At 63.3% G+C, this 24,144-nt stretch carries 24 protein-coding genes; 16 read left to right on the top strand and 8 right to left on the bottom strand.

What is annotated here, in order from left to right; all coding sequences use genetic code 11:
* The first annotated feature begins 57 nt into the window (after window positions 1-57).
* Complete coding sequence (locus MPC4_RS01130) at window positions 58-696, top strand: YceI family protein (protein ID WP_134489801.1); 639 nt, start codon at window positions 58-60, stop codon at window positions 694-696.
* A 75-nt stretch (window positions 697-771) separates the two neighbouring features.
* Here MPC4_RS01130 and MPC4_RS01125 read toward each other — a convergent pair whose 3' ends face one another.
* On the bottom strand, window positions 772-1,017 hold the full coding sequence (locus MPC4_RS01125) for a hypothetical protein (protein WP_134489803.1): 246 nt from the start codon (window positions 1,015-1,017) through the stop codon (window positions 772-774).
* A gap of 207 nt (window positions 1,018-1,224) precedes the next feature.
* Between MPC4_RS01125 and MPC4_RS01120 the strand changes: the two genes are divergently transcribed.
* Both MPC4_RS01120 and MPC4_RS01115 read left to right on the top strand, forming a co-directional pair.
* The gene (locus MPC4_RS01120; RefSeq protein WP_174510902.1) at window positions 1,225-2,046 is read left to right on the top strand and encodes a DODA-type extradiol aromatic ring-opening family dioxygenase; all 822 of its coding nucleotides are present in this window, start codon (window positions 1,225-1,227) and stop codon (window positions 2,044-2,046) included.
* Window positions 2,047-2,165: 119 nt separating this feature from the next.
* Window positions 2,166-2,588 carry an OsmC family protein gene (locus tag MPC4_RS01115; RefSeq protein WP_134489807.1) on the top strand — a complete coding sequence of 141 codons (423 nt, stop codon included), beginning with the start codon at window positions 2,166-2,168 and terminating at the stop codon, window positions 2,586-2,588.
* 223 nt (window positions 2,589-2,811) lie between these two features.
* Here the strand turns inward: MPC4_RS01115 and MPC4_RS01110 are convergent, their stop codons facing one another.
* The 4 genes from MPC4_RS01110 to madL form a co-directional block, all read right to left on the bottom strand.
* Window positions 2,812-4,074 (bottom strand): alkaline phosphatase family protein, encoded by a 1,263-nt coding sequence (locus MPC4_RS01110; protein WP_210253570.1) that lies wholly within the window; start codon window positions 4,072-4,074, stop codon window positions 2,812-2,814.
* A gap of 140 nt (window positions 4,075-4,214) precedes the next feature.
* Window positions 4,215-4,940, bottom strand: coding sequence for a GntR family transcriptional regulator (locus MPC4_RS01105; RefSeq protein ID WP_174510901.1), 726 nt, complete (start codon window positions 4,938-4,940; stop codon window positions 4,215-4,217).
* Window positions 4,941-4,942: 2 nt separating this feature from the next.
* Window positions 4,943-5,707, bottom strand: coding sequence for a malonate transporter subunit MadM (gene madM, locus MPC4_RS01100; RefSeq protein ID WP_174510900.1), 765 nt, complete (start codon window positions 5,705-5,707; stop codon window positions 4,943-4,945).
* A gap of 5 nt (window positions 5,708-5,712) precedes the next feature.
* Window positions 5,713-6,162: a malonate transporter subunit MadL gene (madL, locus tag MPC4_RS01095; protein ID WP_174510899.1), complete on the bottom strand. Its 450-nt coding sequence runs from the start codon at window positions 6,160-6,162 to the stop codon at window positions 5,713-5,715.
* Window positions 6,163-6,684: 522 nt separating this feature from the next.
* Between madL and mdcA the strand changes: the two genes are divergently transcribed.
* The 11 genes from mdcA to MPC4_RS01040 all read left to right on the top strand — a co-directional run bounded on the left by mdcA (window position 6,685) and on the right by MPC4_RS01040 (window position 16,387).
* Complete coding sequence (gene mdcA / locus MPC4_RS01090; RefSeq protein ID WP_174510898.1) at window positions 6,685-8,331, top strand: malonate decarboxylase subunit alpha; 1,647 nt, start codon at window positions 6,685-6,687, stop codon at window positions 8,329-8,331.
* A gap of 11 nt (window positions 8,332-8,342) precedes the next feature.
* Complete coding sequence (mdcC, locus tag MPC4_RS01085) at window positions 8,343-8,660, top strand: malonate decarboxylase acyl carrier protein (protein WP_174510897.1); 318 nt, start codon at window positions 8,343-8,345, stop codon at window positions 8,658-8,660.
* Window positions 8,657-9,577 (top strand): biotin-independent malonate decarboxylase subunit beta, encoded by a 921-nt coding sequence (locus tag MPC4_RS01080; protein ID WP_174510896.1) that lies wholly within the window; start codon window positions 8,657-8,659, stop codon window positions 9,575-9,577. Before mdcC ends, MPC4_RS01080 begins: the two co-directional genes overlap by 4 nt.
* Complete coding sequence (mdcE, locus tag MPC4_RS01075; protein WP_174510895.1) at window positions 9,564-10,292, top strand: biotin-independent malonate decarboxylase subunit gamma; 729 nt, start codon at window positions 9,564-9,566, stop codon at window positions 10,290-10,292. The genes MPC4_RS01080 and mdcE overlap by 14 nt, the downstream gene beginning before the upstream one ends.
* Window positions 10,285-11,007 (top strand): malonate decarboxylase holo-[acyl-carrier-protein] synthase, encoded by a 723-nt coding sequence (gene mdcG, locus MPC4_RS01070; protein WP_174510894.1) that lies wholly within the window; start codon window positions 10,285-10,287, stop codon window positions 11,005-11,007. The genes mdcE and mdcG overlap by 8 nt, the downstream gene beginning before the upstream one ends.
* Window positions 11,004-11,924 (top strand): triphosphoribosyl-dephospho-CoA synthase MdcB, encoded by a 921-nt coding sequence (gene mdcB / locus MPC4_RS01065; protein WP_244628771.1) that lies wholly within the window; start codon window positions 11,004-11,006, stop codon window positions 11,922-11,924. Before mdcG ends, mdcB begins: the two co-directional genes overlap by 4 nt.
* Entirely contained in the window at window positions 11,921-12,862 is a 942-nt protein-coding gene (locus MPC4_RS01060) for an ACP S-malonyltransferase (protein ID WP_174510892.1), read from the top strand. The genes mdcB and MPC4_RS01060 overlap by 4 nt, the downstream gene beginning before the upstream one ends.
* A 172-nt stretch (window positions 12,863-13,034) precedes the next feature.
* Window positions 13,035-13,868 carry a quinoprotein dehydrogenase-associated SoxYZ-like carrier gene (locus MPC4_RS01055; RefSeq protein WP_174510891.1) on the top strand — a complete coding sequence of 278 codons (834 nt, stop codon included), beginning with the start codon at window positions 13,035-13,037 and terminating at the stop codon, window positions 13,866-13,868.
* Window positions 13,869-13,879: 11 nt separating this feature from the next.
* Window positions 13,880-14,455, top strand: a complete 576-nt coding sequence (locus tag MPC4_RS01050) for a rhodanese-like domain-containing protein (protein WP_174510890.1) — start codon at window positions 13,880-13,882, stop codon at window positions 14,453-14,455.
* Window positions 14,456-14,540: 85 nt separating this feature from the next.
* Window positions 14,541-14,930: a thioredoxin family protein gene (locus MPC4_RS01045; protein WP_174510889.1), complete on the top strand. Its 390-nt coding sequence runs from the start codon at window positions 14,541-14,543 to the stop codon at window positions 14,928-14,930.
* A gap of 281 nt (window positions 14,931-15,211) precedes the next feature.
* Window positions 15,212-16,387 (top strand): glycosyltransferase family 4 protein, encoded by a 1,176-nt coding sequence (locus MPC4_RS01040; protein WP_174510888.1) that lies wholly within the window; start codon window positions 15,212-15,214, stop codon window positions 16,385-16,387.
* Between the two features lie 190 nt (window positions 16,388-16,577).
* Here the strand turns inward: MPC4_RS01040 and MPC4_RS01035 are convergent, their stop codons facing one another.
* The 3 genes from MPC4_RS01035 to MPC4_RS01025 form a co-directional block, all read right to left on the bottom strand.
* The gene (locus MPC4_RS01035) at window positions 16,578-18,029 is read right to left on the bottom strand and encodes an undecaprenyl-phosphate glucose phosphotransferase (protein ID WP_174510887.1); all 1,452 of its coding nucleotides are present in this window, start codon (window positions 18,027-18,029) and stop codon (window positions 16,578-16,580) included.
* Between the two features lie 280 nt (window positions 18,030-18,309).
* Window positions 18,310-19,095: a DUF7007 domain-containing protein gene (locus MPC4_RS01030; protein ID WP_174510886.1), complete on the bottom strand. Its 786-nt coding sequence runs from the start codon at window positions 19,093-19,095 to the stop codon at window positions 18,310-18,312.
* A gap of 420 nt (window positions 19,096-19,515) precedes the next feature.
* The gene (locus MPC4_RS01025; protein ID WP_174510885.1) at window positions 19,516-20,904 is read right to left on the bottom strand and encodes a hypothetical protein; all 1,389 of its coding nucleotides are present in this window, start codon (window positions 20,902-20,904) and stop codon (window positions 19,516-19,518) included.
* Between the two features lie 278 nt (window positions 20,905-21,182).
* Here MPC4_RS01025 and MPC4_RS01020 point away from each other — a divergent pair, with 278 nt between their 5' ends.
* The gene (locus MPC4_RS01020; RefSeq protein WP_174510884.1) at window positions 21,183-21,590 is read left to right on the top strand and encodes an Hsp20/alpha crystallin family protein; all 408 of its coding nucleotides are present in this window, start codon (window positions 21,183-21,185) and stop codon (window positions 21,588-21,590) included.
* Between the two features lie 110 nt (window positions 21,591-21,700).
* Window positions 21,701-24,136: an endopeptidase La gene (lon, locus tag MPC4_RS01015; protein ID WP_174510883.1), complete on the top strand. Its 2,436-nt coding sequence runs from the start codon at window positions 21,701-21,703 to the stop codon at window positions 24,134-24,136.
* Window positions 24,137-24,144: the final 8 nt, after the last annotated feature.

The raw sequence follows: 24,144 nt of genomic DNA, 5'->3' as shown, positions 1-24,144 counted from the left end.
CGGCTATGTCACGCCGATCTGGGGCGCATTCAGCCCCACGGAGAGCGAGCCAAAGCCATGTTGCAAAAACTCTTTCCAGTCCTCCTCGGCGCGGCCCTTCTGACGTCGCCCCTCGCCGGGTCGAGCGTCAAGGCCGAGCCGCCCGCCACGTCCGCGCGCAAGACCAATCCCGCCGCCGTCCAGCCCGGCGCCTATGCGGTCGATCCTATTCATACCCGCGTTCTGTTCAGCGTTTCGCATATGGGCTTTACGACCTGGTACGGCGAATTCACCAATGTCACGGGCACGCTGGACCTCGACCCGAAGGCGCCGGCAAAAAGCGCCGTCGAGATCCACATTCCAACCAACACGGTCTCGACCAGCAACGCCAAGCTCGACGGCGAGCTGAAGGGCGACCAATGGTTCGACGCCGCGAAATTTCCCGACATTACGTTCAAGTCGGTCAAAGTCGTCGAGACCGGCAAGGGAACCGGCAAGCTCACCGGCGATCTGACCTTTCACGGCGTCACCAAGCCCGTCACGCTCGCCGTCACATTCAACGACGCCGGGGTCAACCCGCTGAACAAGAAATATACCGCCGGCTTCAATGCGACGGGCTCGATCAAGCGCAGCGATTTCGGCGTGAAGACTTATCTGCCGCTCATCGGCGACGAGGTCGATCTCATTATCAGCGCGGGGTTCGAGCGGCAGGAGTAAGCGGTCCGCAATCCTCTCGACCGCCCGCGCCGCCGCGAGCCTGCTTTGCCGGCGGCGCGACGCTGCAAGTTCGGATCAAAAACCGTCTTCAGGACGGCCCCAGGGATGCGATCCAGGCACGAACCGCGTCTTCAGTCCGGCCTTCTCGACATCGGCCAGGGTCTTGTAGAGCGTGCCCTCATGGACCAGCGCGCCGCTCCTGGTTGTGACGGCGACATAGCGGGCTGGAACGTCGATCTCGCAGAGATAGCCGCCCCCTGGATCCGAGGTGCTTCGCGTGTTTCCGTCCCAATCCACGAAGAAACCCGAATCTGCTGGCATGTAACATCCCCGTCAATATCTCTCGCGGATCCGCGCGCCGGCGCGCCCGCGCCGCCGATAAGCAAGGTTCCTGCCGCGGTGGATCAGAGGCGTGCGCGCAAGAGCGTGTCGCAAACAGGACAATGGACTTGAGCAGATCGGGCTCAGGCCGCTATCATGGCCGAGTCGTTTGGCCGCCAAAAAAGTGAAAAAGAGAAAGCTGGCTCCATGACTGCAACAAACCGCCTGCCCGTCTGGTTCATCCCGCATGGCGGCGGCCCGTGTTTCTTCATGGACCCGCCAGCCAAAGCCCCGAACGCATGGAAAGCCATGGAGGCTTACCTGCGCGGCATCCCGGCCGCCGTCGGCCAGCAGCGCCCGCGCGCGATCCTGATTATTTCCGGCCATTGGCAGGAAAACCGTCCGACCGTTACCGCGGCCGCCAATCCGCCGCTGATCTATGATTATTTCGGCTTTCCGCCGCACACCTACGATTTGCGCTATCCCTCGCCCGGTGATCCAGAACTTGCCGCCGAGGTCATCGCTCGCCTGAAAGCCGCCGGGATCGACAGCGGCGAGGATTTGTCGCGCGGCTTCGATCATGGCGTCTTCATCCCGCTGCTGCTGTTATATCCAGACGCCGATATTCCGGTGGTTCAGCTCTCCATGGTCCATCCGCTCGATCCCGCGCGCCATATCGCCATCGGCCGCGCTCTGGCGCCCTTGCGCGACGAGGGCGTGCTGATTATCGGGAGCGGCCTCAGCTTCCACAATCTGCAAAATTTCTATGGCGCCGACCGCCGCGTGCTCGCCGTCGCCGAAACATTCGACGCATGGCTGACCAAAGCCGTGACGAACGCTGACCCCGCCGCCCGCGACGCCGCTTTGGCCGCGTGGGATCAGGCGCCCGGCGCACGCATCAGCCAGCCTTATGAGGATCATCTGATCCCGCTGATGGTCGCGGCGGGCGCCGCCGGGGCCGATCAGGGCGTCAGGGACTATAGCGACCATGTTTTCGGCGCCCCCATTTCGGGCTACCGTTTTGGCTGATCGGCGCTGAGCTGCGCTGTTGCTTGCAGCTTGGAACCTTCTTGTCACGCCGCCGGTTTTAGGTCATCGCTCAGTGCGGCGGGCAGGATGCGCGCCGAACGAGCGCAAGGAGAACATCCATGAAAAAAACCGGATCGGCCGCCTGGCAGGGCGGCATCAAGGACGGCAAAGGCTCCATCTCGACCGAAAGCGGCGCCTTGAAGGCCTATCCTTACGGCTTCGCCAGCCGTTTTGAGGGTCAGCCCGGCACCAATCCGGAGGAACTCATCGGCGCCGCGCACGCCGGCTGCTTCACCATGGCGCTCTCGCTCATTCTCGGTGAGGCCAAGCTCACCGCCGAACAGATGGACACGACGGCGGAAGTGACGCTCGAGAAAGAGGGCGACGGTTTCACCATCACCAAGGTGCATCTCACTTTGCGCGCGCAAGTGCCGGGGGCCGATCAGGCGACTTTCCTCGAACTCGCCAACAAGGCCAAACAAGGCTGCCCGGTTTCCAAACTTCTGAAAGCGGAAATCACGCTCGACGCGGCTCTCGTCTGACGCGGACGCCGTGCCGGCCTGAGGCAGGCCGCGGCGGCGCCCCGCCCCGGGGTCCCGTGTTGTGAGAACGGGACGCCGCTAACCTCACAGCGGCGCCATATCCCTGTTGGATGCCCCTGTTGGATTGCAGCGTCCCGAACGATTCGTTCAGACAGGAAAAACGGGCGAGCCTGACGCTCGCCCGCCACATCCCGCCCGCCAGAACCCGCCCGCAAAAGCCGAATTATCGGCGCTGCTTGCAAGTAGAGAATTGATCTTCAGTGTTCACGGCGATGTCCGAAGAGACGCAACCAAAGAAGCCGACAAGGCCAGGCTGGGCCGCGTAACCGAGGTAATCGAGGCCGAATATATCCTCCACGGTCTTCAGCAGAGAATAATGGTTAAAGGGCGTGTTGGAGACGGAGCCCGGCTTGATGAAAGGCGAAAGCAACAGGGCGCCCGACCTATCGCCGCCAAACGCCTGATTGGTGAGCGTATACGAGCCGATCTTGATGGTTTGCGGAAACGATCCGAGATTTGGTCCCGGCTGTTCGCTACAGCAGCTCTCTCCCGGTGTGCTGATGACATAGCCGCCGGACGCATTTTTGGTGATGCTCCCAATTCCGCCTTCGTCAAAATTGATGACCAAAAGGCCGCCGCGCTGATAGGCAGGCGACGCCATGATGATCGGAACCCATTTCTGCAGAAATTGATCCGCCGAAACGAGGCCGCCGGGCTGACCGTTGACGCAAGGCGCGTCATGCCCGTCATTGCAAAGATTGGGCGTGATGAAAACAAAATTGGGCGTCGTCGCCTCAAATGCGATGTCGTGAGACAGGCGATCGAGATTGACGACATTGGCCTCGCAATCGGCGGAGTCGATGATGGAATGGAAATAAACGAAAGGATTATGCCGGCTCGCGTATTGATCGCCTCGAGGCGCTTTGGCGTTCGGCGCTTCGGCGTTCTGCGTGTTGTCGGCCGCGTTGAGAACGGGATGACCGCAGGTTGACGCTTCCCGGCTGGGATCGGCGCCCATATCCTCCATATAGGCGCGCCACGTCTTGCCGGCCGCTCTCATCTGATCCGGCAGGGTTTTGATCGTTCTTGGGTAAACGCAGCCGATGCCGATCGCCTGGCCGTCCGCCGTCATGCCGCTTAGCTGGAAATCGGCGTAGGTCTGGCAATCAGCGCGCGTCTCGTTGGTCGCCGCCTGACCGCTGATCATGGCGATATAGTTATCAAGGCTAAAATGCCCCGTGCCGAAATATTGCGTCAGCAACGCGCCTTTCGCCTTCAGGGTCTGCGACAGATAGGGCGCCTTCGAGGCGGCGCCGAAGGTGACGTCATAGCCCTCGTTCTCCAAAGTTATGACGAACACATGTTCGATTCGGTGAGAGCCGCCAGGACCATGCCAATCCCAATCCCGTGACGACGCGGTCCCGGGCATCGCCAAGGCCGCGGCGAAAGCCAGCGACGCAAACGCCAACCGAAGCAACCTGATCATTTAGCCCCCCCGTTAAAAAAGACGCCCGCCCAGCACAGCCTGAGCGCGTCAGTTCAACATGAGGCGGTTGCATATAACTCCGATATGACAACTTCACTTCCAAAGTGTGGAATTCGGCATTATCACGCGTCGGCGAAGTCTCAGTCCGCGATCGAATGCGCCGCGATATAGCCGCCAATAGCGCTCGCAGCGTTCAGCATATGCGCCCGCATTCGCCGCGAGGCCTCCTCGCCGTCACCTTGCGCGATGGCGACCATGATGCCCTCATGTTCGTCCCGCGAGCGATGGATGCGGTCGGCTTGGCGCAATTGCGTGCGGCGGAATGATTTGAGCCGCGCGCGGATCGCGAGCGCCTGCTCGGCCATGAAACTGTTGTGGGTTGCGAGATAGATCGCCTCGTGGAAACGGCTGTTGAAGGCGTCATAGCCGTCGATGTCGCCCTTTTCGACGAGACTGCGCGAAGCCTCGTGCAGATCGAGCAAATGGCTGCGTTCGAGCGGCGTCATGCGATAGGTGGCGAGCCTCACGCACATCGCCTCAACTTCCGCCGTCGTCTCGAACATATCCATGATCTGCTCCGGCGTCAGGCGCGTGACGACGACCCCCCGCCTCGGCCTCATCTCGACGAGGCCGCTGACCGATAATTGGCGAAGCGCCTCTCGCACCGGCGTGCGCGAGGCCCCGAAGCGATTGGCGAGATCCTGCTCATCGAGCGCCGCGCCGGCGGGGAGCTTGCCCGACGCGATTTCATCGGTAAGAGCGTTACGGATCTGATCCGACAGCAGGCCCGGATCTTCGCGGTTGCGTTTTGTGGAGAGTGGCGACGACTCAATTTTGCCGTTGCTGCTTTGCGTGATCCTGGCCATAGTCATCCTGTTATCGCGCGGACCGCCAGATAGAGAATGGACGGTCCGACAAGGCAACCGATGCCTGTATGAAATGTCGCCGTCAAAGCGCCATAGGGCACCAGTTTCGGATCTGTCGCGGCGAGCCCGCCGGCGACGCCGCTCACCGTTCCCATCAAGCCGCCGAAAGCCATGGCGGAGCGCGGATTGTCGAGGCCGACAAAGCGGGCGAGCATCGGCGTCGTCACCATGATGAGCACGGCTTTCAGCACGCCTGTTGCGATCGCAAGCGCGATGACGGTCGAACTCGCGCCGAGCGCCGCTCCGGTGACGGGGCCAACGATATAGGTGATCGCGCCGGCGCCGATCGTCGTGATGCTCACGGCGTCCGAATAGCCGAAGGCCACCGCGGCCGCGGCGCCGATGATGAAGGGAAGCACGGTGCCGATCACGAGAGCGAAAACGCCGAGCATTCCCGCTTTGCGCGCCTCAACGACATCGACCTCGAAGGCCGTCGCGACGATCGCGAAATCGCGCAGCATGGCGCCGCCGAGAAGGCCGATTCCGGCAAAGACGGGCATGTCGGCGATCCCTTTCTGGCCGCCGGTGACAAGGCCGCCGACATAGGCAAGGCCAAGACCCATGACGATCGCGATGGCCGAGCCGTGGATGCGCCCCATGGTCAGCCGTTTTGAAATGATGAGCGAAACCCACATGACGACGCCGACGAAGGCGAAGGCGGCGACGAGGCTTTGCTCGATGAAGATGTGCTGGATCATATGCATCATGAGCATCAAGCCTTTTTGCCCGGAGCATCGGGAACGAGATCGCCGGAAATAATCTCGCCGCCACGTTCGACCTCGGCTTCATCATGGACGTCCGAGGGCCGCTCTCTGCCGATCCGCCCGATGAGCGCCGTCGCGCCGAAACAGGCGATGACGGTCCCGATCGCCGTCACAAGCACCAGCGGGCCGCCGCGAAGCGCCGCGACGACATTTTGCTGAGACGCCATTGCGACGACGATGGGGATATACATCGTGCCCCAGAACTCGACGCCCAGCTTGACGCCGTGGGAGAGGGCGCCTGACTTCTGCAGCCAGACGCGCGCCGCGATCAGCAGCATCATCGCAAGGCCGACGCCGCCGACATTCGCCTTGACGCCGAGAAGGAGACCGAGAACATCGCCGAGAAAGACGCCGATGAGGGTGCAGATCGAAAGAAGGGCGACGCCGAAAATCGTCATGATCCCGCGCTCCTGGCAAAGTCGCGGCGCGACGCGCCAATGATGAGACGGCTAAGGCTCATTCCGCGTTTCCTCCTGCAAAAGCGCCGCTCTTGCTGGCGGCGACAGAAGTATACGTGATGATACTAAAAACGCAATCTTGTATACGCAACCAGCGCGAAAAAGATCCAGGCGCGCGCGGGCGAACTGTAACTTCGCAAGCCGGCAAGTCCTTTTGATTTGGTCCATGCGACAGCCTGGCGAGCTATTCTGTGTCTCCAATTTATTGATTACATGGCGCTTTATGCCACTCATCGATAAGTTTGACCAAGCTGGCCAAGATTAAGCTCGCGCTTGGAGCAGCTGGGAATGCGTAAGGGAGGCTGTCGGCTTTTACGGACTTTGTGTATACGGCGTATTGATTTTCTCATATTTTTGTATACAACACGACCAGGCGCGGCGCCTGACGCGGCGGCCGGGGGCGTCGGCACATTGGCCGCCGCCCGAAGCCCGTGCCAACCAATGAATGTCGAGGGGCGAAGCATGAGCCAATGGGGCGCGGAGCGGGCGGAGCGGGCGCAGCGGATCACAGCGGGGGCATCGCTGGCGGCGGGCAAGATCGTCGGCGCCGACATGGCCGTCGCCCTTCTCGAAGCGGTGATAAAACCCTTCGATCGCGTCTGCCTCGAAGGCGACAATCAGAAACAGGCGGATCTGCTCGCAAGGGCGCTCGCGGACGTCGACCCGGCCAAGATCCACGATCTCCATATGGTGCAGTCGGGCGTCGTGCTGCCCGAGCACCTCGATGTCTTTGAAATCGGCGTCGCGAAGCGGCTCGATTACGCTTATTCCGGCCCGCAGGCGGCGCGCATCGCGAAAATGCTGTTCGGCGGCCAGATCGAGCTTGGCGCCGTCCATACCTACCTCGAGCTGTTCGCGCGCTACTTCATAGATCTGACCCCCAATGTCGCGCTGATCGCGGCGGTCAGCGCGGACCGCGACGGCAATCTCTACACCGGACCCAACACCGAGGACACGCCGACGGTCGTCGAGGCGGCGGCCTTCAAGAGCGGCGTCGTGATCGCGCAAGTGAACGCCATCGTCGACAAGGTGCCGCGCGTCGATATCCCGGGCGACCGCGTTCATTTCGTCATCGAGGCGCCCAAACCGTTTTATGTCGAGCCGCTGTTTACGCGCGATCCAGGCGCCATCACCGAAACGCAGATCCTCACCGCGATGCTGGCGATAAAAGGCATTTACGCCCCCTATGGCGTGAAGCGGCTGAACCATGGCATCGGTTTCAACACGGCGGCGATCGAACTGTTGCTGCCGACCTTCGCCGAGCGTCTTGGCCTCAAGGGCAAAATTGCGACGCGCTGGGCGCTGAACCCGCATCCGACATTGATTCCGGCGATCGAATCCGGCTTCGTCGAGCAGATCCATTGCTTCGGCTCCGAGGTCGGCATGGATGATTATATCGAGGCGCGCTCCGACATTTATTTCACCGGGCCCGATGGATCGCTGCGCTCCAACCGCGCCTTCTGCCAGACCGCCGGGCTTTACGCCTGCGACATGTTCATCGGCTCGACGCTGCAGATCGACGTCAACGGCAACAGCTCAACGGTCACGACTTCGCGCATCGCCGGCTTTGGCGGCGCGCCGAACATGGGTTCCGACGCACGCGGACGGCGCCATCCAAGCCAGCCCTGGCTACAGGCTGGCAAGGAGGCGGACCCCGACGGCAGCCCCGCTCTGCGTCGGGGGCGGAAACTCGTCGTCCAGATCGGCGAGACCTTTGGCGAGGGCAATGCGCCGACATTCGTTGAAAAGCTCGACGCTATCGCGCTCGCTGAAAGACTGCATCTCGATCTGGCGCCGGTGATGATCTACGCTGACGATGTGACGCATATTGTGACCGAGGAGGGAATCGCCAATCTCCTCCTCTGCCGCGACAGGGATGAGCGGGAACAGGCCGTGCGGGGCGTCGCGGGTTATACAGAAGTCGGCCGCGGGCGCGACGCCAAAATGGTGCGGCGCCTGCGCGAACGCGGCGTCATTCAGCGCCCGGAAGATCTTGGCGTCGACGTGCTCGACGCCGACCGCAGCCTGCTCGCGGCGCGATCAATCAAGGACCTTGTGCGCTGGTCGGGCGGTCTCTACCGGCCGCCGTCGAAATTCCGCAACTGGTGAGGAGCGGACCAATGGAAAATCTCACATTTCGTCATAAAACCAGAAAGCCCGCGTCGGGAACGAAGCGCGAGGCGATCGTCGGCGTCGTCGCCTCCGGCAATCTCGAAGTGCTGGTCGAGCGCATGCTGCCGGATGAGGATTGCCTGATCGACGTCGCCACCGCCGCGCATGGCTTCGGGGAAGTCTGGTCGGCGGTCGTCGCCGATTTCGTCGAGCGCTATTCGCCCGGAGGATTGCGCATGTCGATCAATGATGGCGGCGCGCGGCCGGATACCGTCGCCTTGCGGCTCGCCCAGGGGCTGCGGCTGATCGAGGAGGAAAGCGCTTGAGCGCCTTGCTGAACGCCCATCCCGCCCTTGTGAGCTGGTACGAGGCGAGCGCCCGCGCGCGCATCGCGGGCCTCGTCGATCCCGGCAGTTTCCAGGAATTCATCGGCCCGGCGGAGCGCGAAGAAAGCCCGCATCTCGATATCTTCGACCTGCCCAGGCAGTTCGACGACGGCATGGTCGTCGGGCGCGGGACGCTCAAGGGCAAAAAACTTTTCATCGCCGCGCAGGAAGGCCGCTTCATGGGCGGCGCCTTCGGCGAAGTGCATGGCGCGAAGCTTGTCGGGCTTTTGCGCGCCGCCCGCGCAAATGTCAGCGACGTGCTCATCCTGTTCGATACGGGCGGGGTCCGGCTGCAGGAAGCGAACGCCGGAGAACTGGCGATCGCGGAGATCATGCGCGCCGTCCTTGACTTGCGCGCCGCTGGCGGGCGCGTCATCGGACTGATCGGCGGCCGCGCCGGCTGTTATGGCGGCGGCGGATTGATCTCCGGCTGTTGCAGCGCTCTTGTGATCTCCGAGCAAGGCCGCATCAGCGTCTCGGGCCCCGAAGTGATCGAGACCAACAAAGGCGTCGAGGAATTCGATTCACAAGACCGCGCGCTCGTCTGGCGGACGATGGGCGGCAAGAGCCGCCGCCTGCTTGGCGTCGCCGATGGTTTTGCCGATGATTCGATCGAGAGTTTTCGCGAGGCGGCGCTGGAACTGATCCAAACCGCTCCGCGCTTCGATCTCGCCTCCATGCTGGCCGAGCAGGCGCGGCTCGAACAAAGGCTGGAGCGCTTCGGCGCCTGCGCGGACGCGACGGAAATCTGGGCCAAGCTCGGCGTCGCCGCGCCCGAAAAAATTCCCGACATGGAAACCGACGCCTTCATCGAGATCGCCGACGCGGTTCAGGAGAAAAGCCATGACGCCCGATGAAATCCTGGCCTCGCTCTTCCCCCAAGGCCATGATGTCGTGGTCGACGATGAAGGGCTTGTCTCCGGTTCGGGGCCTTTAGAAAACGGCGCCCGCACTGAAGTGATCGGCATTGCGCACAGGGCCGCGCTCGGCGTCGACGGCGCGGTGAAATTGGCGCGAAAGGTGCTGGCGGTCATCGAGGCGGGCCACACGGGGCCCCTGCTCGTTCTCGTCGACAGCGACAGCCAGCGCATGAGCAAGCGCGACGAGATGCTGGGCCTCAGCGAATATCTCGCGCATCTGTCAAAATGCCTGATCCTCGCTGATTTGCGCGGCATAGCGACGATCGGCCTGCTCTATGGCCACACCGCTGCGGGCGCCTTCATCGCCACCGCGCTTTCGACGCGCGTTCTGGTCGCCCTGCCGGGCGCCGACCCCGAAGTGATGGACCTGCCATCCATGTCGCGCGTGACGAAGCTTTCCATCGACGTGTTGAAAGAGAAGGCGAAATCGACCCCCGTCTTTGCGCCGGGGCTCGATAATCTCGCGCAGACCGGCGCCGTGCTCGAAAGCTGGGACCCGAATAGATCGCTTGCCGCGCAGCTATCGGAGCTGCTTCAACGCCAACCGACCGCCGGCGATCACCGCGACGCCCTCGGCAAGGCGCGCGGCGGGAGACCCAAAGCCGCGGACATAGCGTTGCGCGTCCAGTCCCTCGCGGCCAGCGATGTCTGACCGTTTGTTCGCGGCGTGGGGAACGCCAGCTTCGCCCGCGCGCCACGCGCTGCTTCGCGTCGAGGCGCAAGCTTACGCCTTGATGCTCGCCGAACGGCCGGACCTCACGGACCCGCTCCTCAAGGATTGGGTTCTGGCGGACCGCCCGCTGATCGCCCGGCGCCGCGCGCCTTGCGACGCAAGAGACCTCGTTCCGGCCGGCGTTCCGTTGCCGCCTGCGCATGGCAAGAAGCGCATCGCTTTGCAACTCGCGCCGGGCGCGATTTTGAGCCTTGAGCCGCCGCCGCTTCTCGCCGATTGCGCAGCCTTCGCGCCAGCAGGGTGGCGCCCGGCGATCGAGGCGATCTTACACTTTTGCAATGGCGTTGGCGTTGAGCCGCGCGTTTTCGGCGCCCTTGCCTGGTCCGCCCTGACCGGCCTCGATTATTTGAGCCCCTCCTCCGACCTCGATCTTCTTTTCGCCGTCGCGCCCGACGCTGACGTCGCGGCGCTGCTTGAAGGGCTGGCGCGGATCGACGCCGGCGCTCCCATGCGGCTCGACGGCGAGATCCTGCGGCTCGATGTGGGCTTTGCAGGAAACTGGCGCGAACTCGCCGCTGGAGCCGAAGAAATCCTCGTCAAGACCATCAAAGACGTCGCTCTATGGCCGCGGCGCGCATTCCTTACTCCGGGCGTCGCGACTCGGGGAGCGCGAGACTGGCGCGCCGCCTCGTGAGCGCCGCGCTTGCTCTACGCGTCTGCCCGCGAGCGCCCCAAAACCCGGCGAGCGGCGAAAAGGCCGCCTTGACGCCGGAAGCGATCGGCGCGCTCGCCACGGCCTGTCTTCGCCTCGAGGTCGAGACCTGGCCAAAGCCCGGCCTCGTCAGCCATGTCGATAATGGCAGCCACGCCGATATGGACGCCGCTTTGCTTCATCGCAGCGCGGGGGGTCTCGAACCGTTTTTCGCGGCGATCGCAAAGGCCGCCGGCGCCGGCGCCGATATGGATCGCCTGCGCGGCGTCGGCATGGCGGCGGAAGCCGAGATGCTGGCGGCGACCGGCGGCGTCAACACCCATAGAGGCGCGATCTTCGGCCTTGGCCTCCTTTGCGCCGCCGCCGCCTTGCGCAACGCCCGCGAACCAACGCTTGGCGCGACCGTCAGCCGCCGTTGGGGGCGGGCGATCCACGAAGGCCCCGCCGCGCCGCATAGCCATGGATCGCGGGCGGCCCGCAGATATGGCGCGAGCGGCGCGAGGGGCGAAGCGGCGACGGGATTTCCAAGCGTCTATGGTTTGGGCGCGCCCGCTCTCGACGAAGGTCTAAGGCTTGCGCCGCATGATCCGGAAGCCGCGCGGGTGCAGGCGATCTTCGCGCTCATCGCTGGCGTCGCGGACACCAATATTCTGCATCGCGGCGGCGCCGAGGGCCTCGCCTTCGCGCAAAGGCGCGCGGCGGAGTTTCTGGACCGGGGCGGCGTCGGCGCACCAGGCTGGCGCGAAAGGGCGGCCCGCGTCCATGACGAATTCGTCGCGCGCCGTCTCAGCCCCGGCGGTTCGGCTGATCTCCTGAGCATGAGCCTTTTTGTCCGCGCGGTCGAGCGACCTGCCCGATCCATGCGGAGCGAATTCGATCATGCGCGCGGGGCGCAATGACGCTCGCCATCCTCTGCTCGGGCCAGGGAGCCCAGCATCGCGACATGTTCGCCCTGACGGCGGACGCGCCGGAAGCCGCCGGCGTCTTCGCCGCGGCGACTGAGGCGCTCGGCTGCGATCCGCGCGCCTTCGTTCATGAAAGCAGCGATGCGACGATGCACGCCAACGCGGCCGGGCAAATTCTTTGCGTGACGCAGGCGCTCGCGGGCTTCGCGGCTCTCACGTCGGTCGTCGAATCCCTTTCCGGACGCACCACGATCGCGGGCTACAGCATCGGGGAGCTGGCGGCCTGGGGCTGCGCGGGGCTTTTTACGCCGGCGGCGACGATTGATCTTGCTCGGCAACGGGCGGCGATGATGGATGAAGCGGGCGCTCCCGGCGATGGCCTCGCCTTCGTCCGCGGCCTCGACCGCCAGCGCATCGACGCGCTCTGCGCGCGTCACGCTTGCGCCATCGCCATCATCAACCCCGGCGAAACCTTTATTCTCGGCGGCGATCGCATTGAACTCGGCGCGTTGTGCGATGAGGCGCTGCGCCAGGGAGCCTCCAAGGCGGGCGCGCTCAAAGTCAACGCCGCCTCTCACACCCCCCGCCTCAAAGCCGCCAGCGCGCGCTATCGCCAAGCTTTAGCGGCAGAGCGGCCGCTGCAACGCCCGCCGTCGCGCATGCGCCTCCTCAGCGGCATTGACGCCGCGGCCGTGCTGAATGTCGAAACGGGCCTCGACAAGCTCGCCGCTCAGATTTCGCAAACGATCGACTGGGTGGCCTGCCTTGAGGCCTGCGTCGAGGCAGGCGTCGATAGATTTATCGAGCTTGGCCCCGGGCGGGCGCTGGCGAATATGACGAGCGAGGCCTATCCCAAAATCCCGGCGCGCGGTCTCGAAGATTTCCGCGGTCTTGATGGGGTCAGAGCCTGGCTCGCAAAAAGTCCGGGCTGACGGGGCGCTGTCTTGCTTTTTAAGGCGAGAACCCACATTTGTTTGGAGGCGGGAACAGATATGGCGAAGTTGCCTGTCCCCGTTTATACGTTTATACGTTCAAAATCAAAAAATATCGGCGGCGCGCATCCGGCGTCCACAAGACCGATGAGACCGCTTGGAGGAGATGAAAATGCGGGCATTTTTCGCGCCAAGGGCCGTTGCTTCCTTCGGCTTTGCGCTGGCGGCGTTGACGGCCGCCTTCATGGCCTCGCCTCCTGCGCGGGCGGCGGCGGGCGATGATCCGGCGGAGCGGGAAGCCCGCTGGCAGGACATCGCCAAGACAGTGTTCGGCGATCGCGCGCCGAAGGATGGCGCGGGCGTCATAGAGCTCGGAACGTCGCTTCGCGCGGAGGACGCTTCTCTCGTGCCGATGACCGTCACGCTCTCCGGCAAAGAGCCGATCAAAGGCATGTATCTCATCATCGACGACAATCCCTCGCCCGTCGCCGCGCATTTTATCTTCGGACCCGCCGCCGATCCCCGCGAAATCAAGCTTCGCGTGCGCGTCAACACCTACACGAATGTCCATGCCATAGCGGAAACGGCGGACGGCGGACTTTACGAGGCCGTCAGGTTCATCAAGGCGGCGGGCGGATGCTCCGCGCCGATGGGCATGTCCAATGAAGAAGCGATGAAGGACATCGGCGACATCAGACTGAAATTCCCGCCGGACGCCGCGCCGGGCAAGGCGACGCAAGCGACGCTCATGGTGCGCCATCCAAACTTCAACGGGATGCAGATGGATCAGATCAGCCGCATGTATACGCCGGCGCGCTATATCCAGTCGATCAGCGTCACGACTGGCGATAAAAAAGTGTTCGATCTTTCAACCGATATTTCGCTCGCCAGCAACCCGGTGATCAGCTTCGGCCTCGTGCCGCAGGGCGAGGTCAAGATCGCCGTCGACGACAGCGACAAAGCCCATTGGGAAAAGAGTTTTCCCGGGCCGCAGCTGAGCAATTGAGATCGGCGAACATGCGCCATTTCACTGCGATTGCTTTCGGCCTCGCCTTGATCGCCGCGGCGCCGGCCGACAGTCCCGGCCATGTGCCGGAGCCGGCCGGCCTCTGGCAGGGGCCGATGCACGGCTATACGCCGAACACGGTCGAAGGCGCGAGCGTCCTCGACACCGCGGCTCTGACCAGGCTCCTCGCTGAAAAAAAGCCCGTGCTGATCGATGTCGCGCTCGCCGACAAGAAGCCGCCGTCCATGGCGGCGTCGGCTCCCTGGATGCCGGCGCACAGGTCGATCCCGGGCGCTGTGTGGATGCCGGGCGCTGGCGGCGGATCGTCCGACGCGCCCTTTGCAGACGCATTCGCCCGCCGCATCGCGGATCTGACGGGCGGAGATCTGTCGCGCCCTATCGTCACCTTCTGCCATCCCGAATGCTGGGGCAGCTGGAACGCCGCCAAACGTCTGGTCGGGCTCGGCTACAAAGAGGTTTACTGGTACCCGGAAGGACTGGAGGGCTGGCAGGCCGAGCGCGACCCCGCCACCGTCAAGGCCGATCCGGTCTGGGCGGAGGCCGACCCGGCAGATCAGCCGCGATAACCGACGGCGCGGCTGCAATCAGGGGCCCTCGGGCGGATGGCGCCCGCGGGCGCCGGGCCGAGGATCAGCCCAAAGGGGTTAAGCCATGCTCAGTCGCCGCGCTTTGCTTGCCGCCTCGATCGCCGCTCTCAGCTTCCACGCGGCTCTCGCCGGAGGGCCGCCAACGCCCTTCGATCAAAGCGCTTTTGAAGCGGCGCAAAAGGCGGGCAAGCCGATCCTCGTCGAAATCACCGCGCCGTGGTGTCCAGTGTGCGCGGCGCAAAAGCCAATCATCGAAAAGCTGCGCACGGATCCGCGCTTCAAGGAACTCGAGATTTTCAACGTAGATTTCGACACGCAAAAGGAGCTGGTGCGCCGCTTTGGCGCGCATCTGCAAAGCACCTTGATCTGCTTCAAGGGGACGCAGGAGACAGGCCGCTCCATTGGCGAGACGCAAGCCGAATGGATCGAGCAACTCCTTGAAAAGACGCTTTAGCTGGATGCGTCCCGACGAAAGCGCCGCGCCGGGCGCCGCGATGAGCATGGGCTGGCCGGAGCTGACGGCGCGCGCGCTCTGCCGGCATGGCGCCTCAACCTGCGTCCTCGGCGTTTTTCAACCCGCTGGTTACCCATTCGCGTCAAGACTTTGAAAAAACGGCGGTATATACTGAATGTTGCGCCGCTGATCCTTGGCTAATCGCAAAATATTCGATTCGATATCTAACGCTTATTGAACTTTATTCATATTCATCAGTCATTCGTATTCGTGAGGCTGCTATGCTGTCAATTTGGCGGCGCAAAAAGACGCGCCCGGTCATCTGCATGCTCGAGACCTATTCATGCGTTGGCGGCCTGCAGAATTTCAACCGGCGGGTGCTGGTCAATGTAGCGTCGCGCTCACGCGATGGCCGGCAAAAGCAGTCCGCGCTTGCAATATTGGCTGGCGACGACGGGGTCGAGATTCCAACCTTCGACGGGCTCGATATTGCGACGCCTAAAGGACGGTGGCGATTTTTCATCGCGTCCGTTTGGGCCGGAGTAATGGAAGCCGATATTCTGGTTCTGGGCCTTATCAATCTGCTTCCCATCGCCATCGCGGTCCGACTATTTCGCCCCAAACTGCCGATTTTGATGTTCGTGCACGGGGACGACGTGTGGAATCAGCAAATCCACCGCAAGAAGCGTTTCTACGAAACGCCGTTGATCGGCGTGCTGACTCGGATCGCCTCGGTTAGCCAATTCACGGCGGATGTCATGGCGCGGGAATTTCACGTCGCGCCAGAAAAATTCAGGGTGCTGCCGAACGCGGTCGATCCGTTGGAAGGCGCGGCCGCCGCTTCCGCCGGGCAGCCTCTCACAATTTTGACGGTCGCCCGTCTCGGCTCCGCCGATCGCGAGAAAAACGTCGGCTTGATGATCACCGCCGTGGCCGCCCTGAAAGAGAGACTGCCAGGCGTCAGATATGAGATCGTGGGCGACGGCGCCCTACGGCCCGAGCTTGAAGCGATGGCGAGGGGACTGGGTCTTGACGACAACGTCACATTTCACGGGCGCCTCGACGATCGGGATTTGCAAAAGGCCTACGCGCGGGCCTCGGTCTTCGCCATGCCGTCCAACAAGGAGGGATTTGGCATTGTCTATCTCGAGGCGTGGCAACACGGCTTGCCGGTCATCTGCAGTTCGGTTGGCGCGCCGAGTGAAATCGTATCGGATGGCGTTGACGGATACGTCATCGATCCGACCAATGTTTCAGCGTTGGCGGATCGGCTCCACGACCTGCTGACGCAGCCCGGGCTGGCGAAGGCGATGGGCGAACGCGGCCGTCAGAAGGTCGAGCGGAAATATCTCAACACGAACTTTCGCCTTCACCTCGACGCCATCCTGGAGGAATTGTCCAGCGATGCGCTCCGGCACAAATTTGCTTCAGGCGGAAAGGTGTCATTGCAGCCTTGAACGCGATGGGCGATAGCGTGAGGACTGAAGCGGCCTGTTCTATGCCGAGCGCCTCCCGTCCCTGGCTATCCCGACTCATTCGTTCGTCGCGGAATCGCATTCCTCTCTTTAAGCTTTTGTATTAACGCGCGTTATTGGTCCGAAGAGCCTGCAACTTCCGGCCTCGCGCTGCGGAATAAAGCAATCTGGTTCAGAATGCGTTTTCACTATGAATCTCGCGCAGGATGGTCATGACGCCAATCTTGATATCGAAAAGCACAGACCAATTGTCGATATAAAACAGATCGCAGCGCACGCGGTTCTCTACCTGTTCGATGGTTGTCGTCTCGCCGCGCCAGCCATTGACCTGCGCCCAGCCGGTAATGCCGGGCTTGACGCGATGACGTAGCGCATATTGTTGCACCACATCCGCGAACAGCCGATCGGCCGCCTTGGTGTTTGGCGCATGTGGTCGTGGTCCGACCAACGACATCGTGCCATTCATCACATTGAAAAGTTGCGTCAGCTCGTCAAGACTGGATTTGCGCAGCCATTTTCCAACCCGCGTGATGCGTGGATCGTCGCGCGTCGTTTGGCGATCCGCCATGACATCCGTCATATCCGCATACATGGTGCGAAATTTATAGCAGACGAACATCCTGTTGTTGAAACCGAGGCGAGGTTGGCGGAACAGGATCGGTCCGGGGCTGTCGAGCCGGATGATCAAAGCGAGCATGGCAAACAGAGGCGAAAGAAAAATGAGGGCCAGCCCGCCGACGACATAGTCGAAACAGAGCTTCTTCGCGGCCCGCCAGTCCTTCAGAGGATTTTCGCCGATCGAGATGACCGGGTTCGAGCCGACGACGCGGAACTGATGTCCGCGATAGGCGAGGCCGGCAAGGTCCGTGGTGAGGCAGACATCCGCGACCGTGCTGCTCAATTGCTCCAATACATCCAAGATGCGCTGCGCCGCGCTGAGCGGCAGCGCAACGGCGATCAACTCGATTTTCTCTTCGCGGCTATCGCGCACGAGATCGGCGACCGAACCCCGAACGGCGACATTGGCGTGCGTCGCAGGGACTCGGCCGGAGCGTAAGCGGTCGTCGTAGATCCCAACGATCTCGAAGGCCTCCGGTTCAGTTCGCAGCCGCTCGATGAATTCACGGCTGAAGTCGCTCACGGCGACGACGGCGATGCGGCGGCGAAAGCGTCCGGCCTGTATCCAGCGCCGCATCAACGCCGCGAGGGCAAAGCGGAAGCCGGCCAGCGTCAAAAGCCCCGAAGCCGCGAAGGCGAAGGGAAAGGCGCGAAGCGGCGGCGCCTGCGCATTGGCGAGGAACAGGCAGGCGATCACGGCGCCATCCGCGAGAACAACCGCTTTCAGGATCCCCCACATCTGCGTTTGCGCGACGCGCAGGCGATCAATCGCATAGCAGCCCGTCGAGGCGAGGATGGCGCAACCGGTCGACGCGCCGATGATTGCGGCGAGCATGGAAGGACCAGGCAAAGGCGCCTCGAAGCAGGCGGCGAGTCCATTCGCCGCAAGACAGGCGGCGAAAAGAAAAAGCGCGAAATCGAGGACGCGCACGACGCCAATAAAGACAGGCGTCGAGAACGGCTTCGCGGCGCGTCTGCCGATCGTGCTTTGGACTAGGCTGACCATCACTCGATTGTCCTTGGCGCGGAAATAATAAAGCGGCGCAATGCCGGGCGAGCCGAGGCCAGTGCGGATGTCATGCCGTTTGCGGCCGCATGGGGAGTTGAGTTTTGAGCCTGTGCTGCGCGTCGCCGATATTGCTTCAATGCGTGCGATCGCGGAGACAGTGCTTCAGGAACCTTGCGCGAAGCTGCACATTAAGCGGTCGGTCCATCAGCCGAGCGACAATACGGGCTGGCAAGCGCAGATAGCTCGCCGCCCCCTAACGCGCCCTGCGAGAAAACCCTCACATCGCGAAGGCTTCGCCAAATTCGGTGTGATTCGCGTCTAAAAACCGCGCGGCGCAGTTCGGCTCGTCAATTTCAGGATGTTTCACCGGATCGATATGAAACGGCCTGCCGCGCCTATGCGTAAACTCGTGGGCGTGCACGCGGAACCAGCGGCTCAGAGCCTTGGCTCCACCGGCTTCGGCGCTGTATGGCGGATCGCCCCCTCGCTTCGCCCGAGCATGAAGATGCCCCGCCGGAACGAACGCGTGACGATCGTCGAAAACATCGATGACGATCCAGTGGTCGGCGCGAAGCCGATGGAATTGCATAACTGCGAGGCTCCAGATCTCGTCCGGGTCCAAGGTCGTCTGAAACCAGGATTCATATTCTTCCGGTTTCCACTGCCGCAGGGTTTCCTTGCCGATCTGATAAAGCGACTGATGGCCCGTCGCCGCGCCCGACGGCATTCTGTCAAAGATTCGATCGAACACGACGGCGACGGCAGCCCATTCCGTTGTATCTTCGTACCAGCGGTCCTCTGTCCGCAGATAGCGCGGCAAGGCTTTCTGACGCGAGGGAGAAAGCTGGTAGCCGCTTCTCGTTTGCGTCGCAAACCACATGATGCCCGGGGCGATTTCCCTCGCATCGGCGACCTCGCCCCACGGGCTCAAAGCCGGCTTCGGCGAAGGACGGGCCGCCAGCCTGCTCCAAAGCGAAGGCGTCGGACCCTGATCGGCGCCTCCGATCTCGGCCAGCGTCAGAGGAGGCAACTCCACCTCCAGCCGATCAAAAAAATAGGGCATAACCGCATCCCTCCAAATATGAACCGCCGATCAAAAGCGTTTCGGGGGCCTTTGACGATCAAAGCTAGAGCTTTGTAAAAAACTGCGCCGTCCTAATAATCAGTCTGAAAACCATCGAAAATATATTACATCATTTCGATGGGATCGCAGTTTTTAATAATCATTTATTCTCTACGGTAAATCGCCAAGATCCCGCCTGCCTTATTCACTCAATTTTAAGTTGCGCCGCTGCCTGGTCAGCGCTGGCAAGGTAAGATGACCTTGAAACTTTGCCGCTGATCTAAAAAGATGTTCGGCATTTGAATGAAAGGGAGACGTTCGCCGCCGCCGGCTCAAGCCCGACCGCGCGGCCCTCCGGGGACGCTTCCAAAGACGACGATCGGCGCGCTGGCGCCGGGACGCTCCGCTAAGGCGTCGTCGTCACCGGCAGGACGCCGTGACCACCGCGTCAACGGGCTGGCCGCCGTCGGCGGGCGTGAGCTTGCTCAAGGTAAGCTTCAGCCGGCCCGCGCTCGCAAGGCTCTTCAGCCTGATGATCATGACGTTCGACCAGAACTCAGGCGGAGCGTCGACAGCCGCGACGCCTTCGCTTGCAGCCTCCCCCGCCTTGATCGCCCGGTCGAAGGCGACCAGCACCGACGCATCGGCGCCGACGCCGCCGAAGCCGCAATTCACGGAAGGCAGCGCGGCGGCGGCGCCTGGATCCGATGAAACCGCCGCCATCGCATCGTTGACCTTGGCTGTGGGATCGGAGCCGGGGCGGATGAAAGCGCCAAGAGGCGTCATTGGCTCGTCTGGCGTCAGCGGCGGCATATTGCCCGTGGCGGCGTAAGCGCGCCAGACCTTCGCGGCGCGTTCGCTCGGCAGCCAGATGAACGGTCGCGGATCGTGGTAGCCGTCGCGCGGGCTGATCGCAACATTGACCATGCGCTCGCCGTCGCCCCAGGGCTGTGTCGACGTCCTGACCGCGACGTCGTAAGTCCCAAGCCATCCCGCGTGGTTCCGCCAGTCCGGCGCAAGAGCGGGGCCGGCGAGCGGAGGCGTCGCGGGCAGGCGCAGCTTCAGCACTTCCTCAAGCCAGACCCGCAGAAACCGAAAGTCGATTCTATGCTGATATCCATGCACCGAGCCGCCATGCCAATGCCCCGGCTGGCTGATCAAGGTGAGGGGCGCGCCGGCTTTTGCGGCGAGGTTGCGGGCGAAGGCGTCGTGCGTAATCTTGGGGTTTGCATCCTCGACGTCGGTTAAAAGTCCGCCAAAGCCGTCGTCCGGATCGGAAAGGAATAATTGCGGAACCCACGCCGGCGCCTGATAGGGCGGCTGATCAAGTTCATCGAGGCCGATGACGGCGAGAACCCTTTGCGGCGGCAGTCGCGAATCGGCGTTTGAGAGAAGCGGGCTGGACGCGGTTCCGCCCGCCGCCGCCGCGCCGACCGAAAAGCCGAACAATACGACGTTGAGATTCTCGATCTCGGGGTGGTTCGGGAGTCGGCGGGCCGCCGCCCGCAGCGTGTCGAGAATCTTCTTTGCGTTGCCCTCAGGGTCGGAATAGGTCAGCGGCAAATCGAGCTGGATGCTGTTGAACTCGGCGGCGGCGGCGCGCCAGTTTGGCTCGCCGTCGGGCAGCCACACCGGGCTGATATTGATGAAAGCCGCCCGCGCGGGTTTTGCGAGGTCAGGAAGGTAAGCGTCATACCCATTGATCTTGCCCCTCCACGGGTTCGGCTCGGACGCGTCAGGGGCGGCCGCGGAGGCCCCCGCGAGGCCAAGGGCAATCGCTAAAGCGAGGGTCAAAGCGCGCAAGCTCATATTTGCTCCCAACCCGTTCTTCGCCAGGGGCGCTTCGAAGGCATCCTAATGCGCGGCGTCCGGCCAAAATGGGCGGACAGGATCATAAACCCTGCGTAACGCCTTGAGGAAGATTCCAGCGGCCTGAACCAACACAAGCTCGCGAGCCGGGCGGCGGGATCACGTTGCCTCCGGCGTTTGCGTGATGGTGTTCGGGCGGTTAAAAGCATATCGGCGGCGGTCGCACGAGGCCGCCGCCCGCAAAGGTCCGCCCGAGCCCTACTGACGGAGGAATTGGCATGAAGAACCCGGATGCGCGGGCCTGGATGTGGTCCGACGCGGTGGATATGCTGGCGCGCGCGGACCGTCTTCATCGCCAGCTCTTCCAGCTCGCCTCGAGCCAAAGCCGCAAATCCAGCTGGGAGCCGCCCGTCGACGTCGTCGAGACCGACCGCGAAGTGATCGTGCTGGCGGCGCTGCCCGGCGTCGATCCGCAAAACATCAAGGTGGCGATCGAGAACGGTCAACTGGTGATCGCGGGCGAACGGCTGCTGCCGCCGGAGTTCAGAACCGCCGCGATCCATCGCCTGGAGCTGCCGCAGGGACGCTTCGAACGGACGCTGCCGCTGCCGCCCGGCCGCTATGAAGTTTTGCGGCCTTCGGCGGCCAATGGCTGTCTCGCCATCGTCCTGCGTAAAGTGATTTAGAGCGCGATGAGCTAAATCCGTCCTGCTCATCACTTCCCTATTTTGACGAATGATCTCAGCCAGGCGTCGGCTATTTCCTGCAAGATCATCGTCCAACCGGAAATCCCGCCATGTCGCGCTTCGCCTCCCCGCTCTTTGCACAGGCCGTCCACGCCGCAGACGCCGCGACCGGCGCCGCCGCCCCCGCCGCGGACACGAACGACGCCGATCCGCACAAGGACGCGCTGATCATCGTGCCGGTTCGCGGCTTCGTGCTGTTTCCCGGCGTCGTCATGCCGGTGACGATCGGCCGGCCGGCGTCGATCGCGGCGGCGCAGGAGGCTGTGCGCCAGGGACGCCCGATCGGCCTCCTCATGCAGCGCGACCCCGCGGAGGACGATCCAACGCCGCTGAGCATGCATCGCATGGGCGTCGTCGCGACGATCTTGCGCTACGTCACCGCGCAGGATGGCGGCCATCATCTGATCTGCCAGGGCGAGCAGCGTTTCTACGTCGAAGAATTCGTGAAGGAGAAGCCCTTCCTCGCCGCGCGCGTACGGCGCATCGAGGAGCAGGACGTCCGCTCGCCCGACATTGAAGCGCGTTTCGTGCATCTCCAGGGCCAGGCGTCGGAGGCGCTGCAGCTGCTGCCGCAGACGCCGCCCGAACTGATCGCCGCCGTCAATAATGCGCCCTCGCCGGCGGCCCTCAGCGACCTCGTCGCCGCCTATATGGATGCAACGCCGGAGCAAAAGCAGGACATTCTCGAAACCATCGACCTGCCCGCGCGCATGGACAAGATCGCCCGGCTGCTCGCCCAGCGCATCGAGGTGCTCCGCCTCTCGCAGGAGATCAGCCGCCAGACCAAGGCCTCCCTCGATGAACGCCAGCGCGAGATCCTGCTGCGCGAACAGATGGCCTCGATCCAGCGCCAGCTCGGCGAAGGCGACGGCAAGGCGCAGGAGATCGCCGAGCTGACTGAGGCGATCGCCAAGGCCGGCATGCCTCCGGAAGTCGAAGAGGCCGCGCGCAAGGAATTGCGCAGGCTGGAGCGCATGCCCGACGCCGCGGGCGAATATGGCATGATCCGCACCTATCTCGACTGGCTGATCGAATTGCCCTGGGCGCTTCCAGATGAAGCGCCAATCGACATCGCGGAAGCGCGCCGCATTCTCGACGCGGACCATTTCGGCCTCGAAAAGATCAAGCAGCGCATCGTCGAATACCTCGCGGTGCGCAAGCTCGCGCCGCGGGGCAAGGCGCCGATCCTTTGCTTTGTCGGGCCGCCCGGCGTCGGCAAGACCTCGCTCGGCCAATCCATCGCCCGCGCCATGAGCCGCAAATTCGTCCGCGTCAGCCTCGGCGGCGTTCACGACGAGGCCGAAATCAGGGGCCACCGCCGCACCTATGTCGGCGCCCTGCCCGGCAATATCATTCAGGCCATCCGCAAGGCCGGCGCGCGCAACTGCGTCATGATGCTCGACGAGATCGACAAGATGGGCTCCGGCATTCATGGCGATCCGGCCTCCGCCATGCTCGAAGTGCTGGACCCCGAACAGAACGGCACGTTTCGCGACAATTATCTGGCCGTTCCTTTCGATTTGTCCCGCGTGGTCTTTATCGCCACCGCCAATCTGCTCGACACCATCCCGGGTCCGCTGCGCGACCGTATGGAGATCATCAGCCTCGCCGGCTATACGGATTCCGAAAAGCTGCAGATCGCGCGCCGCTATCTTGTCCGCCGCCAGCTCGAGGCGAACGGCTTGACGCAGGATCAGGTCGAGATCGACGATGACGCGCTCGCCGACGTCATCCGCGGCTATACGCGCGAGGCCGGCGTGCGCAATCTCGAGCGGGAAATCGGCCGCGCGCTGCGCCATGTCGCGGTCCGCATCGCGGAGGGCAGCGCCAGCCATGCGCATATCACCCGCGCCGACCTCGCCGAACTTCTCGGGCCGCCGCGCTTCGAGGATGAAGTCGCAATGCGCGTCAGCCTGCCCGGCGTCGCAACCGGCCTCGCCTGGACGCCCGTCGGCGGCGACATCCTCTTCATCGAAGCGACGAAAACGCCCGGCCACGGCAAGCTCATTCTCACCGGCCAGCTCGGCGAGGTCATGCGCGAAAGCGTTCAGGCCGCCCTCAGCCTCGTCAAGAGCCGTGCGGCGGATCTCGGGATCGATCCGGAGACCTTCGACAAGACGGACATTCACGTCCATGTGCCGGCCGGCGCGACGCCAAAGGACGGCCCGAGCGCCGGCGTTGCGATGTTTGTCGCGCTGGTTTCGGTCCTGACCGGGCGCCTCGTTCGCAACGACACCGCCATGACCGGCGAGATCAGTCTGCGCGGCCTCGTGCTGCCCGTCGGCGGCATCAAGGAAAAGGTCGTCGCGGCGGCGCGCGCGGGATTGACCCGCGTCCTTCTCCCGGCCCGAAACCGGCGCGATTATGACGACATTCCGCCTGATGCGCGCGAGCGCCTGGAATTCGTCTGGCTGGAGCGCGTCGACGACGCCGTGGCCGCGGCCTTTGAAGGCAAGGAAGCAGCGGCGATTGCGACGCCAGGCTGAGACGAGGC

Origin of the sequence: Methylocella tundrae (assembly GCF_901905185.1) — a bacterium.
Lineage (GTDB): Bacteria > Pseudomonadota > Alphaproteobacteria > Rhizobiales > Beijerinckiaceae > Methylocapsa > Methylocapsa tundrae.
The sequence above is the reverse complement of the archived record's forward strand: the minus strand, read 5'-3'. Positions and strand labels throughout refer to the sequence as shown.